The organism is Lysinibacillus sp. LK3, from assembly GCF_001043675.1.
In the GTDB taxonomy this organism is placed as follows: domain Bacteria; phylum Bacillota; class Bacilli; order Bacillales_A; family Planococcaceae; genus Lysinibacillus; species Lysinibacillus capsici.
Genome location: NZ_LDUJ01000004.1, coordinates 81,501 through 98,078 on the forward strand (window position 1 = coordinate 81,501; position 16,578 = coordinate 98,078).

A 16,578-nucleotide genomic window follows, 5' to 3' on the forward strand; every position below is an offset into this window, starting at 1 on the left:
GAGGTGTAGATGGTTGAAAATAGATTTAGTCGATAATAAAGGGAACAACACCCTCGTCCAAGTTATAAAAAATGAAATAAAGAAAGGTTCAAAAATTGCAGTTGCTTCTGCAAAATTTAGTATGAATGTCTTTCAAGAGTTAAAGAAAGCGTTAGCTAAAGGTGAATCTTTACGTTTTCTCTATACAGAGCCAACTTTTTATAAACAAGAAATCGATGAAAATAATCAATTTAAATTGGTAGAACGAAAAGGCCAACAGATTCAGTTAGAGGGAAATCAGTTTGAAATTCCTTTACGAAATCAGATGGTAGCTAAACAGATCGCAAGAGAATTATCAGAATGGATTCGTGAAAATGCGGAATTTAAAACGATTTTAGGGGAAGTAACGTATCCTAAACAAATTATGATTAAAAACAAAACAGATGAAGACGTTTTTATTCAATCGGAAATTGAATTTACAGCGGATGGATTAGGCATTACACCTTCGAATCGACAAGCTAGTTATACTGTCATGAAAGAAACGATGGGCGTTACACAAAACATGCTCTCAGAGTTTGATAGACTTTGGCAGGATGAAACAAAATCTAAGGAAATTACTGCTGAAGTATTGCAACAACTGGACGCCTTTTATAAAGAAAATGCACCAGAGTGGCTATATTTTGTCACGCTTTATAATATTTTTTCTGAAAATCTAGAAGGTCTTTCAGAGGACAATATTATTAAAGAGGGAACCAATTTTAAAGATACGGTCATTTGGAATAAGCTTTACCCATTCCAACGTGACGGTGTACTCGGCATGATTGATAAAATGGAGAAATATAATGGCTGTATTTTAGCTGATAGTGTCGGGTTAGGGAAAACTTTTTCGGCTCTAGCAGTCATTAAATATTATGAACTGCGAAATGATCGTGTACTAGTTTTATGTCCGAAAAAACTACGTGATAACTGGACTGTCTATACGCAGAACGATAAAAGAAATGTCTTAAATGAAGATCGCTTTAACTATGATGTATTAAATCATACAGATTTAAGCCGTGAAAGCGGTATGTCAGGTGAAATACGTCTCGATACGGTAAATTGGTCAAATTATGATTTAGTTGTAATCGACGAATCGCACAACTTCCGCAATAACAATGCGCACAAGGGCCGACTAACGCGCTATCAAAAGCTTATGCAAGATATCATTAAAAAAGGTGTTAAAACGAAAGTGCTATTATTATCGGCCACACCCGTAAACAATAAAATGAATGATATTAAAAATCAAATTGCCTTTATAACGGAAGATAACGACCATGCACTACAACAAGAAGGTATTGAAAGCATTGAGCAAACGTTACGCGCGGCTCAAGCGGCTTTTAATCGTTGGACAGCTTTACCAGCACCGAAGCGAACGACAGAAGAGTTTTTAAATATGGTTGAGCAAGACTACTTCCAATTGCTTGATTTACTAACGATTGCTCGTAGTCGTAAGCATATTGAAAAGTACTATAATGTCAAAGATATAGGTAGTTTCCCAACACGTTTAAAGCCGATCTCCATTAAAACTGTTGTAGATATAGAACAACGTTTCGTTGATATGAACCAAGTTAATGAGCGTTTAGAGTCATTAAGTTTTAGTATTTATCAACCGATGAAATATGTTTTACCACATAAACGTAAGCATTACGAAGAACTGTATGACACAAAAGTGAAAGATGGTCAATCGACTTTTAAACAAACGGATAGAGAATATGCTGTAGCAGCATTAATGAAGGTTAACTTGTTCAAACGTTTAGAAAGTTCAATTCATGCATTTATGCTTACTCTTGAAAAGTTAGTTGCACGAATGCAAGGGACACTTCAAACTTTACAGCTTCAAAACAAGCAAACATATTCGGAACAGTATGACGATGCAACGGAGCTTGATGATGAGCAACTTGAAGCAATCACTGTTGGTAGTGACAAAGTGCAAATTCAATTAAATGATATTGACGCATTAAAATGGGCTGGCGATTTACGAGCTGATTTAGCTACATTACAAGATTTATTACAGCAAGCAACACAAATTTCAACTGAACGTGATGCAAAACTAGATCAATTAGTAAATTTAATTCGTGAAAAAATCGATAATCCAATTAATCCAGAAAATAAAAAGGTTATCATTTTCTCAGCCTTCGCTGATACAGCAAAATACTTGTACGATAATTTATCAGAGCGTTTATTGAATAAACAGCTTCATTCAGCGTTAGTTGTAGGAAGCGGAACGAACAAGTGTACATTAAAAGATGTTCGAGTAAAAGATATTAACGATATTTTAATAAACTTTTCACCAAAGTCAAAAGAACGTCACAAGGTGGACAGTAAACGGACAGAAGAAATCGATATACTTTTTGCGACAGACTGTATTTCAGAAGGACAAAACTTGCAGGACTGCGATTATTTAATTAACTATGATATTCACTGGAACCCAGTACGTGTAATTCAACGCTTTGGACGTATTGACCGTATCGGCTCAACAAATACACAAATTCAACTAGTTAACTTTTGGCCGAATATGGATTTAGATGAATACATCAATTTGGAAGAACGTGTAAAAGGACGTATGAAAATATTAAATACTTCTGCTTCGGGGGAAGAAGATATTTTAGATACGTCATCTAAGGAAATGAATGATTTAGAATATCGTAGAAACCAGTTAAAAGCGTTGCAAAATGATGTATTAAACTTAGAAGATGTTTCTGGTGCAATTTCAATTACTGACTTAACGTATACGGATTTTAAAAGCGATTTAACAACCGCTTTAAAACTGTATAAAAAAGAGCTAGTAGTGGCACCTAAAGGTTTATATGCAGTTGTTAGTAATGCAGATTTGCCAGAAGCTCGTCCGGGTGTCATCTTCTGTTTCAAACAACATAAAGAAGTTGCAATGGAAAATAACAGTTTAGCACCATATATTTTATTGTATGTGACCGATGCAGGTGAAGCGTTTATTCATTATACACACGCTAAGAAAATACTAGATGCTTATCGTAAATTAGCACTTGGAAAAAAAGAGTCAGAGAATGATGCAGTACAATGGTTCAATGAACAAACCAGTGATGCAACGGATATGGAGCATTATCAGGATTTACTTAAGCAAGCAATTAATATTATTAAAGATAAGCAAGAAGAGGTTGGATTTGAAAGTTTGTTTAGTTTTGGTGCAAATACATTACAAGCTCAGCTAGACTTAGGTGACGATGAAATCGAATTAATTTCATTTTTAGTTGTAAAGGATGAAGTGCAATGAATGAAGGCCAGTTATTAAAAGCAATCAATTTTCCGAAAGCAACACAAATACTGAAAACATTGCCGTATAATCAAATGGAAAACAGGCTAACAACTGCTCAAAAAAAAATCATTTCTGAACATGTTGTTTCGAGAGGTATCCGCATATTAGCGACAATCCAAACTAGTAATACGAATATCAACGTATTTGAAAGTGAAACAGAGCGTTACGATTCAATCGTTTTTTTAGCAGTAAACGTAAAAGAACTCAAGAAGTCAGCACAAATTTATAAAGTGTTTATGAGCATTATGCCAAATCCATTGGCTATTTTATTCTTTGATGAAACACATACAAAATGGGTGTTTGCGACACATGAGAAGAAAAAGGATGGTTTGTTAGCGAGTAAAACTCTTTATGAGGTGCAAGAAATTGTAACACTTCAACAAGTGGAAGAACAGTTGAACTTTGAAAACCTTAATAAAACGAATTTAAAAAGGTTTTATGAATCGTGGCTTGAGCGATTGTTACAAATTGAATTACAATCTCGTTATAACATTTATTCACCAGTTTCATTACAAGATAATGTGCTAGAGAAACTTGTTGTCATAGAATCACAAATTGATGATTACGTGAAGCAGGCAAAGAAAGAAACACAACTTAATAAGCGTATTGAGTTACAACAAGCAGCAAATAAAGTAAAGCTTGCAAAAAAAGCATTAATAGAAAAGGAGCAAGGTAATGGTTAATAAAATGAACGGAGAATCATTAGATTTAACGGCACAAAATATTGCACGTTTAAAAGAATTATTTCCAGAAATCTTAACAGACGGCAATAAAATTGATTTTGATATGCTAAAAACGGTATTAGGGGAAGTTTTAGAAACAGAACAGGAACGTTACCAGTTCACTTGGCATGGCAAGAAAAGAATGATTAAAGGCGCACAAAAACCTTCAAAAGGTACATTACGTCCTGTCCGAGAAAAAAGTAAAGACTTTGATACAACAGAAAACCTTTATATTGAAGGGGATAATTTAGAAGTATTGAAGCTGTTACAAAAGTCGTATAATGGCAAAATTAAAATGATTTATATTGATCCCCCATATAATACGGGTAAGGATTTTGTATATAAAGATAATTTTAAAGATAGTGTTCAGAATTATCTAGATCAGACTGGTCAAATGGATGCGGACGGAAATGTACTTTCAACGAATACGGAAAGAAATGGACGATTTCATACAGATTGGTTAAATATGATATATGCACGTATAAAAGTCGCTAAAAACTTATTGAAAGATGACGGAGTAGCTTTTATATCTATTGGTGAGGCTGAATTATCCAATCTAAAGAAAATTTGCGAGGAAATTTTTGGGGAGTTAAATGTTGTTGGATTAATTAATCGTGTAATGAAAACGGGTGGTAACAAAGGTAGATTTTTTTCTCCAAATATGGATTATATAATCGTTTGTGCAAAAAATATCGATAAATTAGAGCCTTTTAAAGGTGAACTTGATAGTGATTTAGAAAAAAAATTATACAATAAAGTGGAAACTATTGGTCCTAAAAAGGGTGAAAAATACCGTGCATTTGGTTTATATCAATCTTCGTTAGATTCAAGGCCTAATCAGCGTTATTATATTGAATGTCCAGATGGCAGTTTAGTTATTCCACCAGGTGAAACTTTTCCTACAATAAAGTCTGATGGAGAAAAAGTATTACCTAATAAGGATGATGGTTGTTGGAGATGGAGTCAAGAACGCTATTTGGAAGAAAAGTCTAATAATAATATTCTATTTATTGAATCCCCTACTAAAGTATTAATTGATTCCGAGGGAAATAAATCAAAATGGAATGTATACACGAAAATTTGGCTAAATGATCGAAAAGAAGAAGGTCAAACACCAACAAATATTTTAGATAAATTTGAGAATAGACATAGTGCTAAAGAGTTAAAATCCTTAAGCATAGAATTCGATTTTCCAAAACCTGTAGGATTAATAAAGTTTCTGATGTCTATTATTAACACTCAGAATGAAATTGTTTTAGATTTCTTTTCGGGTTCAGCAACAACCGCTCATGCAATGATTCAGTTAAATGCTGAAGATGGTGGTAATCGTAAGTTTATTATGGTTCAACTTCCAGAATTATTAGATGAAAAATCAGAAACATATAAAGATGGTTATCGCACTATATGTGATATTGGTGAAGAACGTATTCGTCGAGCTGGAGAGAAAATTAAAGATGAACTAAAAGAAAAACAACAAAAGGTAGGTATGCTAGAAGAAAATATTATAGATCCAGATTCACTTGATATTGGGTTTAAAGTGTTAAAACTTGATACATCAAATATTCGTGAATGGAATGTTGATTTTGTTAATTTAGAGAACGAGCTAGATTTATATGAAACACCTTTTATTGATGGACGTTCAGAGTTAGATATTGTGTATGAAATTATGTTAAAGCAAGGATTAGAACTAACATATCCAATTGAAACGTTCGAAGTAAACGGTAAAGCGATTTACGACATCGCCTTTGGAAGTCTGTTTATTTGTTTATCACAAGAGATTACGACAGACGTTGCTAAAGCGATTATTGCACGCCGTGATGAGCATAGTACAGAGACAAGTAGCGTCATTTTCAGTGATGCAGGTTTCAGCAATGATTCAGATAAATTGAATTGTATAGAAATCCTAAAAGATGCAGGTTATCCAGAAGATAACTTGTTGACGATTTAGAGGTGAGCAGTAATGAAAATTCAATTTGATGAATTAACGTATCAAACAGATGCCATAAATGCCGTATTAAGTGTATTTGAAGGGCAACAAATTCGTAAATCAGAATTTACGATAATGGACCAAGATGCCCAAGGGAAATTGTTTGGTGAAAAAGGTATCGGTAATAAAATTGATGTCTCGGAAAGTAAGCTTTTACAAAATGTACAGCAAATTCAAATTAAACAGGGTATTCCTATAGCGCAATCTATTCCAACGCCATTTCCACAATTTAATATCGAAATGGAAACGGGAACAGGGAAAACGTTTGTTTATTTAAAGTCGATTTTAGAAATGAACCGTAAATATGGCTTTACGAAATTTATCATTGTCGTACCTTCTGTAGCGATTAAAGAAGGTGTAATGAAGACGCTACAAATGACAAAGGATTATTTTAAAACACAAATGCAAGGAATTGTGTATCGTGAATTTATGTATGATAGTTCTAAGTTAAATGACGTGCAGGCGTTTGCGTCGAGCGATGATGTTGAAATTATGGTTATTAATATTCAAGCGTTCAATAGCGAAGATAATATTTTCAACCGTAATGATCGTGATAGCTTATATGGCGTTTCACCGAAAGATTATATTGCGGAAACGAATCCAATTGTAGTGATTGACGAGCCACAAAGTGTTGATGGAAGACCCAATTCTAAAGCAGCTATTGCTTCATTAAATCCATCAATGGTGTTTCGTTTCTCTGCAACACATAAGGAAGAAGGCTATCCTCTAATTTATAAATTAGGACCTGTTGAAGCATATCAAAACAAATTAGTTAAACAAATTGAAGTAGCTGGTGTTAAACGTACCATTGATGGCAATGAAGCTCATTTACGTTTATTAGGCATTAAAGCAACAAAGACATCTGTTACAGCATCTGTAGAAATTTTAGAAAAAACGAAAACAGGTATTGTGAAAAAAATTATTCCGTTAAAGAAAAACGATGATTTAGAGAAAAAAACAAAGCTAACTGTTTATAAAGAAATTGGAACCGTACTTAATATTTCTGCGGAGTCAGGTAACGAGTCTATCGAGTTTTCAGGCGAGCCATCTGTTATTTATTTAAGCCAAGCACAATATGCTGATTTAGAAGTAAAGCGTGGTCAAATTCGCAAAACAATCGAGGAACACTTAAATAAAGAACGGAAATTGAATTCACTAGGGATTAAAGTGTTAAGTTTGTTCTTCATTGATAACGTTGCGAACTATCGAAAATATGATGAGGAAGGTAAGCCATATTTAGGGGAATATGGCCGCATTTTTGAAGAAGAATATAAGGATGTATTAAAATCTCCTAAATATAAAAAGCTACGTGATTTTCATATTCCAGCTGAAGAAGTGCATAACGGATACTTCTCTATCGATAAAAAAGGTAAGTTTAAAGATGGTGGGGAAAAAGATGAAAGTGCTTTCCAAATCATTATGAAAGACAAAGAAGATTTACTGACGATGTATGATGAAGAAAAAGGGAAGACGAAAACAGCTCATAAATTACGTTTCATTTTCTCACACTCAGCTTTAAAAGAAGGCTGGGACAACCCAAACGTCTTCCAAATTTGTACGTTAATTGATTCGAAAGATGAACTTACTAAGCGCCAAAAAATCGGTCGAGGTCTCCGCATAGCTGTCAATCAAAATGGTGAGCGTGTACATGGCTTCGAAGTAAATACATTAACGGTTATGGCGAACGAGAGTTATGAGGACTTTGCAAGCGGCTTACAACATGAGTATGAAAAAGATGGTATGGAGTTTGGTATTTTCACGAACGAAACCTTTAGTTCTCTTGTGTTAGAAGTAGACGAGCTTACTGGATATCAAAAACCATTAGGTCATGAATATTCAAAAAAACTTGTTGAATACTTAATTGAGCAAGAATACATTGATTCAAAAGGTAAAGGAACCGTTGCATTAGCGAAAGCTATTAAAGAACAAGTGTTTGAACTCCCTGAAGAATATACTGTTCTTGCACCTGATATGACAGAGAAGGTTATTGCTGCAATTGAGTTGAAGTTTAATACGGAAAAAATTGAAATTAAAGATTATGCAAAAAAAGAAATAGTTCGTTTAAATAAAGAAGCACTAACCGGACCATTTATCGAACTGTGGGAACGCATTAAATATAAAACGACGTATTCGATTCAGTTTGATAGTGAGCAATTCATTAAAGATGCAGCCAAAAAATTAAAAGATGAATTGTCAGTACGTATTCAAAAATTAGAATATGAACGCAAGCAATTGAAGATCGAAGAAAGTGGTATTGAAGAAGAAACGACTGTAAAAACAAGCTTTAACACAGTTCAGCGTGAATATATGAAAGCACCAGATATTTTAACGGAGCTTCAACAAGAAACAAAGCTGACTCGTAAAACGATAATTTCTATTTTAAAGCAGAGTAGAACGTTACATGATTTTAAACGTAACCCACAAATGTATATGTTAGAGGCAGCACGCATTATTAATGCAGCGAAGCGATTAGCGATGGTGGATGGCGTTAAATATGAAAAACTAGAAACAGAAGAAGTGTACGATCAAAGCTTATTCAATCAAGAAGAAATTGAATCGTATGAAGATAGTATTGTAAAAGTATCAGATAATCGTTCTCCATATGATCATGTAATTGTTGACTCTAACATTGAACGAGCTTTTGCAGAATCGTGTGAACAAGATCCTAATGTAAAGTTTTATATTAAATTGCCTGCAGATTTTAAAATCAAAACACCGCTCGGAAACTATAATCCTGACTGGTCATTATCTGTTGAAGAAGACGGCAAAGAGAAACTGTACTTTATTGTGGAGACAAAAGGAAGTACTGCTTCAGAAGATTTACGTAAAACAGAATTAGAAAAAATTCGTTGCGGAGAAAAGCACTTTGCTGCTATCAATACAGGCATTACATTCAAAAGAGCAGTTGAACTTGAGCAAGTGTATTAAATGTTAGGAGGCTTTTAAATGGCAGAAATCAAATACGAAGTCGTAGAGCATATCGGAGTACTTTCAGAATCAGCGAAGGGTTGGAAGAAAGAACTGAACCGTATTAGCTGGAATGGTAATGCACTGAAGTACGACATCCGCGAATGGGCGCCAAACCGTGAGAAGATGGGGAAGGGCGTTACTTTGTCGGAGGAAGAGTTTGAAGCGTTAAAGGGCTTATTAAATCAAGTATGACAATAAGAAAGCGTATCATGTTTTTATACTGGTACGCTTTTATTTTTAAGGTATGGGGGGATTTTTTATGCACTTAGAATTAATAAACAATACATTAATAACCATGCTACTTGACTGCATTAGCCATTATCCAAAGCGCGGTCAGCAAAAGGAATGCTTTGGTTTAATATTTGGTGAGCAAAATGAAAAATCAATCGGTGAATATTCGTTTCCAATTGGGAATGTCATTGAGAAAACAGCAGATAGTGTAATGCCAGATGAATATGTAAATAGCATGCTTCAAGAAGCGAGAAAGCTAGTAACTACGAGTGATTTTGTAGCATATTATCATAGTCATCCATATGATGAGCTGTTCGATTCTTGGGCGGATCCAAGTGTTGGTGATGTTCGATTTGCAAAATCTATCGGGACAAACCACATACAAATAATTTTTGCTGTCGTAAAAAATGAAGCGGAAGATTCGAATGCTAAACTTCAGTTTGAATATGCCACGGATACACAATATCGCTTTTTTGACAAAAAAGGAAAACTGACAGATGACCTTCCTAAGCATGAGCTAAAAAGTGAAAATGGACAAATCATTACAGGTTATTATAAAGATTACGATTTCCAAGTAAGAGCGTATTTTTGGACTGGACAAGCTCTTGAAGAAGTACATCTGTACTCATCTGAAGTGGAAATGAATCTACTATTGCATCAAAACAACATCATACTCGAACAATTACCAAAAGAAGCAATGTATCATTTGAAAAAGCTAGAGTACTCTTTACGCTTAGCAAATAAAGACAAGTATAAAGAAAAAATTCCATATTTGATTGAAAAAATTAAGCAGGTAGGTGTGAAATAGTGTCGCAAAAGTTACAAGAAATTTTATACGGAATTAATCAAAGTTTAGCAGAGTTAACACAAGATATCGAAAAGCTCCTTTTTGTTTCACCTAGAGCAGCGATGCAAACAACACGAACGATGGCGGAAACCTTAGTTCGTCAAGTTACGCAATTTGAAGGGCTTGAACATAGCGAGTTAAATTTCAGCGAATTACAAATGAAGTTAAAAAATGAAGGCATCATTACGCCAACAACAGATAATGCGATTCACTTCGTTCGCCGCCAAGGAAACATAGCAAGTCATGATGGAACGCGTAAAATGTTAATTCGAGAAGCATTAACTTGTTGGGAGTATCAACATTTGATTTTGACATGGTTTATCGAAACATATGCATTACCAGATATTGAGGTGCCTGAATATATTGAGCCGGTTCCTGAGAAAAGCGCGGCTGATAGTGAATATTTAATCGAACATATTGAAGCATTAATGCAGACGTTTGTGCAAAAAGAGCCGATGTCAGAAAATGTTGTAACTGAGCAAAAGGTTAGTCGCAGAATTTACTATAAAGATCAATTTGTTGAGATACCTGATTTTTTACGTGATGCATTTTTATTGCCACAACGTTTCCCAAAATCGACAACGTTTTTAATCCGTTTGAATGGCGAACAACAAGCACGTATTATGAGTGAACTGCCATATCAATTAGACGGTATTTACCAGTATGTGAAGCGTTTTAAAGAAGCGAATGATGAATGCTTTTTTGAAGAATTACGATTATTCATTGAAGAAGAACAAAAACGCAAAATAGTAATGGAGCAATATCGCGGGGAAGTCTTGTTATTTTACAAATCAGATTTTGTTATTTTAACAGAAGCATTAGGCAATGTTGCGTTAACAAAGGACAATTTTCCTGGTCAAACAAGCTTGCTTAACTCGTTACAAGAGCAAGGTTTCTTCCATGTTAAAGATTTCCCGAAAGAGCTGGTGCTATTAGGCAAGTACCGTAATGTTGGCGAGACTGCATTAGCGAATTTATTTAATCAGCTGAAGGTGAAGGGAATGGAGTTTACAAAGGTTGAGATTTAAGGTTAGTAAAGGATGATAGGGATGGCTTAAATAAGTGTTACTCTAGTATAAAGAAATATATAAAAGAAGAAAATATGCTACAAGCAAATAAAGTGTAAGAAGATAACCTAATTACCCATTCATCGGTTCTGGCCTCCAGTAAGTGTTACGAAGGAAGAAGGATATATTAAAGGGTTGACTAAAAGTACATATGCCTTTAAAGATTTGGCACATGTACAAATATAGTTATTTATTTAAGTATTCCTCAAGTTCTTCTTTTTTCAACTTAATAAAAATGTCTAGTGATTCTAGCTCTTTAAACAATTTAATGGAGTCTTCAGTATTATTAGTGTCCATTTGAGAAATTTCGGTAGTTCTTTTTTGTAATGTTTTAATCTCTCTTTTAATTTTTGAATCAATCATTAATTCATCTTCTTCAATCAAAGAATATACTTCCATATAATTCATTTTAGGTGTTCTAAAAAATGTTTTTAGAACGGATTTAGGAGCATTTTCTAACAATTTGTCTGATCTCAAATGATTGGAAGTAATTCTTTTATGTTCAGCTTTATTAACTAGACTATCACGAATCATTTGTTCAGAAAGTTCCTCTACAATATCAGGGTGATGTTGTTTTAATTGCCCAATAAAATCTACTATTCTTGCTAATATAGTAATGGAAAGATTCTTTTTCTGAAGTTTTTCTTCAATATCCATATGAGGATAATAATTAAAAACTTTTAAAGCTTCTCGTACAACTTTCACTCCTTTGTCCGTTTTATATGCAAGCTCTTTCATAGTCCAATTTTCTGTACTATTATTAGAAAGATCAAAAATATATTTCCCCCATTCATAGGTAGTCCAATCCTCCTTACCTCTTTGAGCTGAAGAAAGTCTATCTAATTCTTCTTCAATACTCTCAGGAGGAGAAACAACATATACTGGTATTTGCTTCATTCCAATTTGGTTAGCTGCATAATGTCTACGATGACCAGATAAAATAATATATTTTCCATCTTTCGGATAGCAAGTGATAGCAGTTTCCCATCCACGATTTTCAAGAATACGTTGTAATTTTTCAGAGTCAATTTTATAGTCTTTGCGGGGGTTTAAAGGGTTGGGTTTTATTTGTTCTATAGGGATATATTTTAAATGTAAACGTGTCATTTGATTACTCCTATCTGTTATTAATTAGAATTTAATTTTTTTAATAAGGTTTCAACTTGATTCTCTAAGTTCCTGATTTCATCTAGTATTTTTGATGCTTCATTTTTTCTGTTGTATTTAATACCATTAATGTTTTTTGTCGCCTTTTTTATGATGGATACATTTGTTTTGACATCATAATTTTTAGTTGTGTTATTTAATAAATTTACTTCCTGTATAAAAGAAGATATTTTCTTGTTTGGGTCAAAGAGAAAAGTCATTAACTCATTTTGGGTAGCCTTTTCTATATAATTGCCCTTTAAAATTTCACTGTGTAGACACTTGTTTTCAAATTTTCTAAGCATTATCTCTTTAATATATTTTTCGCCTAAATCATGGTACAAGTTGGGATGGAATTTTTTCACTCTTAAACACCATAGGCGAATGGTATCTAACATATTTACAGAGTAGGTATTATTGTTTAACTGAACTTCAATTTCATTTCTCTCGTAAAACTTACCCACAGCAATGCGTTTTTTTATTGTGGGAATAGACTCACTTAATTTAATTGCAATATCTTCGATTTTAGAATTTAAATCATTTTCAAATAAATTTATAGTGTGCGTAATCCATTCATATGGACTCCAATCAGTTTGATTACCTTGAATTGATCCCAATCTTTCTAATTCTTCCAAGGTGTTTTTAGGTTCTGGAACTAAATAAATAGGGATTTCTTTCAATCCAAGAGACTGACTCGCTTGCCATCTTCTGTGACCACTAAGTATGCAGTAAAAAGGACCAGATTTATAAGCAACGATAGCTTCTTCAAACCCTTTAGTCTTAAGAATATGTTTCATTTCTTTTGATTTGAAATTAGGGTCCTTTCTAGGGTTTTTGGGATTAGGAATGACTCTATTTATATCAGCCCAAATGAGTTTGTTAGTTAGCATAGTTATAGACTCCTATATGTTCAAAATTAGTTTTTGTTTTTTGATGCTTTTCTTTTTCTTTCACGATCTTTTTGTTTAATAATATTCATCTCAAAAGACTGACTCGCTTGCCATCTTCTGTCACCACTGAGTATGCAATAAAAAGGACCAGATTTATAAGCAAAGATAGCTTCTTCAAACCCTTTAGTCTTAAGAATTTGTTTCATTTCTTTTGATTTGAAATTAGGGTCCTTTTTAGGATTTTTGGGATTAAGAATGACTCTATTTATATCAGCCTGAATGAGTTTGTTAGTTAGCATAGTTATAGACTCCTATTTGTTCAAAATTAGTTTTTGTTTTTCTGAAGCTTTTCTTTTTCTTTCACGATCTTTTTGTTTTTTATATTCATCTCGGCAGTGAGGATGGAGAATGGTTCTATGATTGCTTAAATTACTTTTTTGTTTTGGTGTAACATTAAAAATAGGCTCTTTACAGAAGCTACAAATGTAATATTCTTTTTTCATGTGGATGTATTTAGCGGTAATAAAAAAGAGATATTCTCGTACAGTATTAAATTTAAAAGTAAGTATAGGTGAAGCATCTGTAAGTATTGGTACAATTTGCAGTTCAGGATTAACAACAGAAATCTCTGAGTTAATCAAGCTATATATTCGGTTTATAGCATTTCCAGATGTACTTTTCTTTTTTAAGTCATCTAATAACATTTTAATTTCATTAGTTAGACTATTTAGGAATCCTGCGTTATTAAAAGACACAAAAATAAAGTTTTCAACTGTAAGTTTATCTGTGATATTTTTCAGATCTTCTCGAGGAAGTAGTTTATAAAGCAAAGGAAAAAAATCTTCCATACTTATATACTCGCCTTTAAAAGGTAACTTATGAGCTAGATGAGTAATGGACTTTATGTCTTTAAAATCTGTTGATAACAATATTAAGAAGATGTCATCATTCATTATATAGACCTCTTTTTCTAAAGTAATTAATAATAATGAAATGATAATAGTTATTAAGTCCTTATCCAAGAAGGAAACGGGGTGGAATCGGTAAAAAGGTTCTAAATAACTGTATAAATACCTTTTCTAGGGAATAAACAGTACTTTGAATAGAAATTTTTCCGGTTCTTGAATTTAAAAAGAGATCGTTATATTGCAAACATTGAGTTTTAAGTTGGAGGAGTTGTTTGGGAGTTTAGTCATTCGGTAATCCGGAGCGTAGAGATTAGTAACTGCTTTTCTTTTTTTCAGTGCTGCTAGGACCGTTGTATTCTGTGTAACAACTATTAGCCAAACATGCCATTAGGGGATGAACAGTCACTTTATACGAGACTTGGAATAAAAGTTGATAGCATTTGCTAAAAAGGTGGTTTATATTATTGTAGTTAAAGAAGAGTGAAAATAAATAAAATAATAAATGCCTAAATTGTAAGTGCCTTTGAGAAATAGAATACCTTTAATTCTAAGGTATTTGAAGTCACTAAAAGACTCTGATTAAAGCTATAAATATTACAAAATAGTCCCCAAAATGTGATGTGACTTATAAATTTTTTTGATCATTATAGGGGTTTTTCAGAGATATTTGTCTGCTCGGAAGCCATGTAATTGCACGTATGAAACATAGACGTATAAAGGCCTTATATAGGTTTGGGGTTATGAAGTCGTTCATACACTTAAAGGGGTATACTTAGCTATACCCCCTTAAGTGTATGAAACGATGGTTGAATAGATTAAAGAAATTAGAAATTTATAAAAAAATTATAATATGGAGGCTTAATTAATGAAAATAATCATTCGCAATAAAGTACGTTGAAAAAATGAAATGACATAATTAAATCTAAGAATAATTATGATTTTAGGTACTGTAAATGTGGCTCGATTTTTGTGGATGGAGGCAAAGAGTATCAGAAGTTTGGATGGGCATTAAAAAATCCAGAAGAAGGAACAACGGTAGATGATTATATAAATTTGAGTTATTCAATTTATGAAGAGAATGGATAATTAATTTTTGCCACTATTAAAAAATCCCTATTGCCTTCTATCATTTAATATGTAAGGAAAATATCGGTAATTATATTTACATCATAACAGATAGCTAGATCCCTAATAATTAGAGAAACCGCTTCATTTGAAATCCTAGATATCGGATAGATACTATTGAAAGTACTTATTTGCCAATATGATAACTAATAATAGTTACTATAAAAAATGCTATAGTAACCATTACTGGTGACTATTCAGAATCCCTTCTATAAAGGGGGGATGACCAGTTTAGTCAAGTTGCAATATGTTTAATATGATCAATTGAAACTATTGGTTACTATAAAAGAGCCAGTAATGGTAACCACTATTGGTAACTATTAAGAGTCTCTCCTAAAGGCAATCTTTTGGTTTTACCTATAGTAAATAAAGTTTTAACTCTATATACAGCATGTAAAGGAATAAGCTCAATTTCTAACGCTGCTCTTCCATTTTGTCATTCTAATATTAAACAGTCTTTAGAGTAAATAAGGATTTTTTTAAATAGTTCGGCTTTGAGTATATTTTGCGTATTCAATTTTTGCTTTTTTTAGTAGTAAATTTAGTAATTTGAAGCAAAAACACTTCCAGGTATTATCTTTAAAAAGTAAAAATCGCCACTTAGATTCTAAGTAGCGATTTTTTCATTTTACATATGGTTGTAGTAAAACATACAGCCCCTTTTTTTGATCATCTGATAACTGTTGGATGATATCAATTAATTTATCGTCGATTGTTTTAACTTCTACAGGAGAGACATCTAATTTTAAGTCCATTTGCTTTTCGACCATAGCAAAAAATTCAGTTAGTGTAAGTTCAAATACTTCACATACATTTGATAGTTGTGCAAAGTTTATATCAGTGACACCGCTTTCTAGTCTCGAGATTGAGGCCTGAGATAGTGCGACCTTATCGCCTAATTCTTGCATACTCATATTGTTTTGTTTTCGTAAACTTCTTATTGTACGTCCGATTGAGACAGCATTCATCGTCCTATCAACTCCAGTTAATTAGTCAATTTAAGCGTACAATTATTCCGTTTTACAATCAATAATTAATGTTTTATACTATTATTGAGAATTATAAAAAACTGCATAAAAGGAGATGGCTATTATCGATAATTTTAATGCTGCAATGCAACAATTTTTGAATCAACGCGTTGATGGAGTATTGTATGAAATTAGTTCAAACGTAAAAAAAGAAGGTTTATCACAGAGTATCGATAAATTGCTAAATCAATCTAATTTATCCTTGAATAAAGAGGCAAAGGATGAATTTACAGAAAAAATTCATGATTTAGTGTTTGAGTATCAGCATAATATTCTGCAGCAAATTTATCTAATTGGCTTTCTGGATGGATTAAAACTTGATTCTAAAATGAAAGAGGTCTTATAAA

The 16,578-nt window shown here is 32.9% G+C and carries 13 protein-coding genes; 8 read left to right on the forward strand and 5 right to left on the reverse strand.

Annotated features, from left to right (window positions below; genetic code table 11):
* The first annotated feature begins 13 nt into the window (after nucleotides 1-13).
* The 7 genes from VK91_RS03765 (at nucleotide 14) to VK91_RS03795 (ending at nucleotide 11,095) form a co-directional block, all read left to right on the forward strand.
* Nucleotides 14-3,268 (forward strand): helicase-related protein, encoded by a 3,255-nt coding sequence (locus VK91_RS03765; protein WP_048390919.1) that lies wholly within the window; start codon nucleotides 14-16, stop codon nucleotides 3,266-3,268.
* A complete protein-coding gene (locus tag VK91_RS03770; protein WP_048390921.1) occupies nucleotides 3,265-3,993 on the forward strand; it encodes a DUF4391 domain-containing protein in 729 nt (242 codons plus the stop codon). The genes VK91_RS03765 and VK91_RS03770 overlap by 4 nt, the downstream gene beginning before the upstream one ends.
* Entirely contained in the window at nucleotides 3,986-5,980 is a 1,995-nt protein-coding gene (locus VK91_RS03775; RefSeq protein WP_048390923.1) for a site-specific DNA-methyltransferase, read from the forward strand. Before VK91_RS03770 ends, VK91_RS03775 begins: the two co-directional genes overlap by 8 nt.
* Nucleotides 5,981-5,992: 12 nt before the next feature.
* Nucleotides 5,993-8,947: a DEAD/DEAH box helicase family protein gene (locus VK91_RS03780; protein ID WP_048390925.1), complete on the forward strand. Its 2,955-nt coding sequence runs from the start codon at nucleotides 5,993-5,995 to the stop codon at nucleotides 8,945-8,947.
* A gap of 18 nt (nucleotides 8,948-8,965) precedes the next feature.
* Nucleotides 8,966-9,181, forward strand: coding sequence for a YdbC family protein (locus VK91_RS03785; RefSeq protein WP_048390928.1), 216 nt, complete (start codon nucleotides 8,966-8,968; stop codon nucleotides 9,179-9,181).
* Nucleotides 9,182-9,248: 67 nt separating this feature from the next.
* Nucleotides 9,249-10,028: a hypothetical protein gene (locus tag VK91_RS03790; protein ID WP_048390930.1), complete on the forward strand. Its 780-nt coding sequence runs from the start codon at nucleotides 9,249-9,251 to the stop codon at nucleotides 10,026-10,028.
* The gene (locus VK91_RS03795; protein WP_053075679.1) at nucleotides 10,028-11,095 is read left to right on the forward strand and encodes a DUF4145 domain-containing protein; all 1,068 of its coding nucleotides are present in this window, start codon (nucleotides 10,028-10,030) and stop codon (nucleotides 11,093-11,095) included. Before VK91_RS03790 ends, VK91_RS03795 begins: the two co-directional genes overlap by 1 nt.
* 225 nt (nucleotides 11,096-11,320) lie before the next feature.
* Here the strand turns inward: VK91_RS03795 and VK91_RS03800 are convergent, their stop codons facing one another.
* The 5 genes from VK91_RS03800 to VK91_RS03825 all read right to left on the reverse strand — a co-directional run bounded on the left by VK91_RS03800 (nucleotide 11,321) and on the right by VK91_RS03825 (nucleotide 16,171).
* Nucleotides 11,321-12,241, reverse strand: a complete 921-nt coding sequence (locus VK91_RS03800; RefSeq protein ID WP_048390934.1) for a ParB/RepB/Spo0J family partition protein — start codon at nucleotides 12,239-12,241, stop codon at nucleotides 11,321-11,323.
* A 20-nt stretch (nucleotides 12,242-12,261) separates the two neighbouring features.
* The gene (locus VK91_RS03805) at nucleotides 12,262-13,170 is read right to left on the reverse strand and encodes a ParB/RepB/Spo0J family partition protein (RefSeq protein WP_048390937.1); all 909 of its coding nucleotides are present in this window, start codon (nucleotides 13,168-13,170) and stop codon (nucleotides 12,262-12,264) included.
* A gap of 26 nt (nucleotides 13,171-13,196) precedes the next feature.
* Nucleotides 13,197-13,469 carry a ParB N-terminal domain-containing protein gene (locus VK91_RS03810; RefSeq protein WP_048390939.1) on the reverse strand — a complete coding sequence of 91 codons (273 nt, stop codon included), beginning with the start codon at nucleotides 13,467-13,469 and terminating at the stop codon, nucleotides 13,197-13,199.
* 12 nt (nucleotides 13,470-13,481) lie between these two features.
* Complete coding sequence (locus VK91_RS03815; protein ID WP_048390941.1) at nucleotides 13,482-14,123, reverse strand: hypothetical protein; 642 nt, start codon at nucleotides 14,121-14,123, stop codon at nucleotides 13,482-13,484.
* 1,703 nt (nucleotides 14,124-15,826) lie between these two features.
* A complete protein-coding gene (locus VK91_RS03825) occupies nucleotides 15,827-16,171 on the reverse strand; it encodes a helix-turn-helix domain-containing protein (protein WP_048390943.1) in 345 nt (114 codons plus the stop codon).
* Nucleotides 16,172-16,286: 115 nt separating this feature from the next.
* On the opposite strand from VK91_RS03825, the gene VK91_RS03830 reads away from it, so the two are divergent.
* Complete coding sequence (locus tag VK91_RS03830; protein ID WP_048390945.1) at nucleotides 16,287-16,577, forward strand: hypothetical protein; 291 nt, start codon at nucleotides 16,287-16,289, stop codon at nucleotides 16,575-16,577.
* Nucleotide 16,578: the final 1 nt, after the last annotated feature.

Coding starts and splice junctions, on each gene's coding strand:
- VK91_RS03800 (WP_048390934.1), bottom strand. CDS start 12,241: ATGACACGTTTACATTTAAAATATATCCCTATAGAACAAATAAAACCC.
- VK91_RS03780 (WP_048390925.1), top strand. CDS start 5,993: ATGAAAATTCAATTTGATGAATTAACGTATCAAACAGATGCCATAAAT.
- VK91_RS03825 (WP_048390943.1), bottom strand. CDS start 16,171: ATGAATGCTGTCTCAATCGGACGTACAATAAGAAGTTTACGAAAACAA.
- VK91_RS03830 (WP_048390945.1), top strand. CDS start 16,287: ATGGCTATTATCGATAATTTTAATGCTGCAATGCAACAATTTTTGAAT.
- VK91_RS03785 (WP_048390928.1), top strand. CDS start 8,966: ATGGCAGAAATCAAATACGAAGTCGTAGAGCATATCGGAGTACTTTCA.
- VK91_RS03790 (WP_048390930.1), top strand. CDS start 9,249: ATGCACTTAGAATTAATAAACAATACATTAATAACCATGCTACTTGAC.
- VK91_RS03815 (WP_048390941.1), bottom strand. CDS start 14,123: ATGAATGATGACATCTTCTTAATATTGTTATCAACAGATTTTAAAGAC.
- VK91_RS03775 (WP_048390923.1), top strand. CDS start 3,986: ATGGTTAATAAAATGAACGGAGAATCATTAGATTTAACGGCACAAAAT.
- VK91_RS03810 (WP_048390939.1), bottom strand. CDS start 13,469: ATGCTAACTAACAAACTCATTCAGGCTGATATAAATAGAGTCATTCTT.
- VK91_RS03805 (WP_048390937.1), bottom strand. CDS start 13,170: ATGCTAACTAACAAACTCATTTGGGCTGATATAAATAGAGTCATTCCT.
- VK91_RS03770 (WP_048390921.1), top strand. CDS start 3,265: ATGAATGAAGGCCAGTTATTAAAAGCAATCAATTTTCCGAAAGCAACA.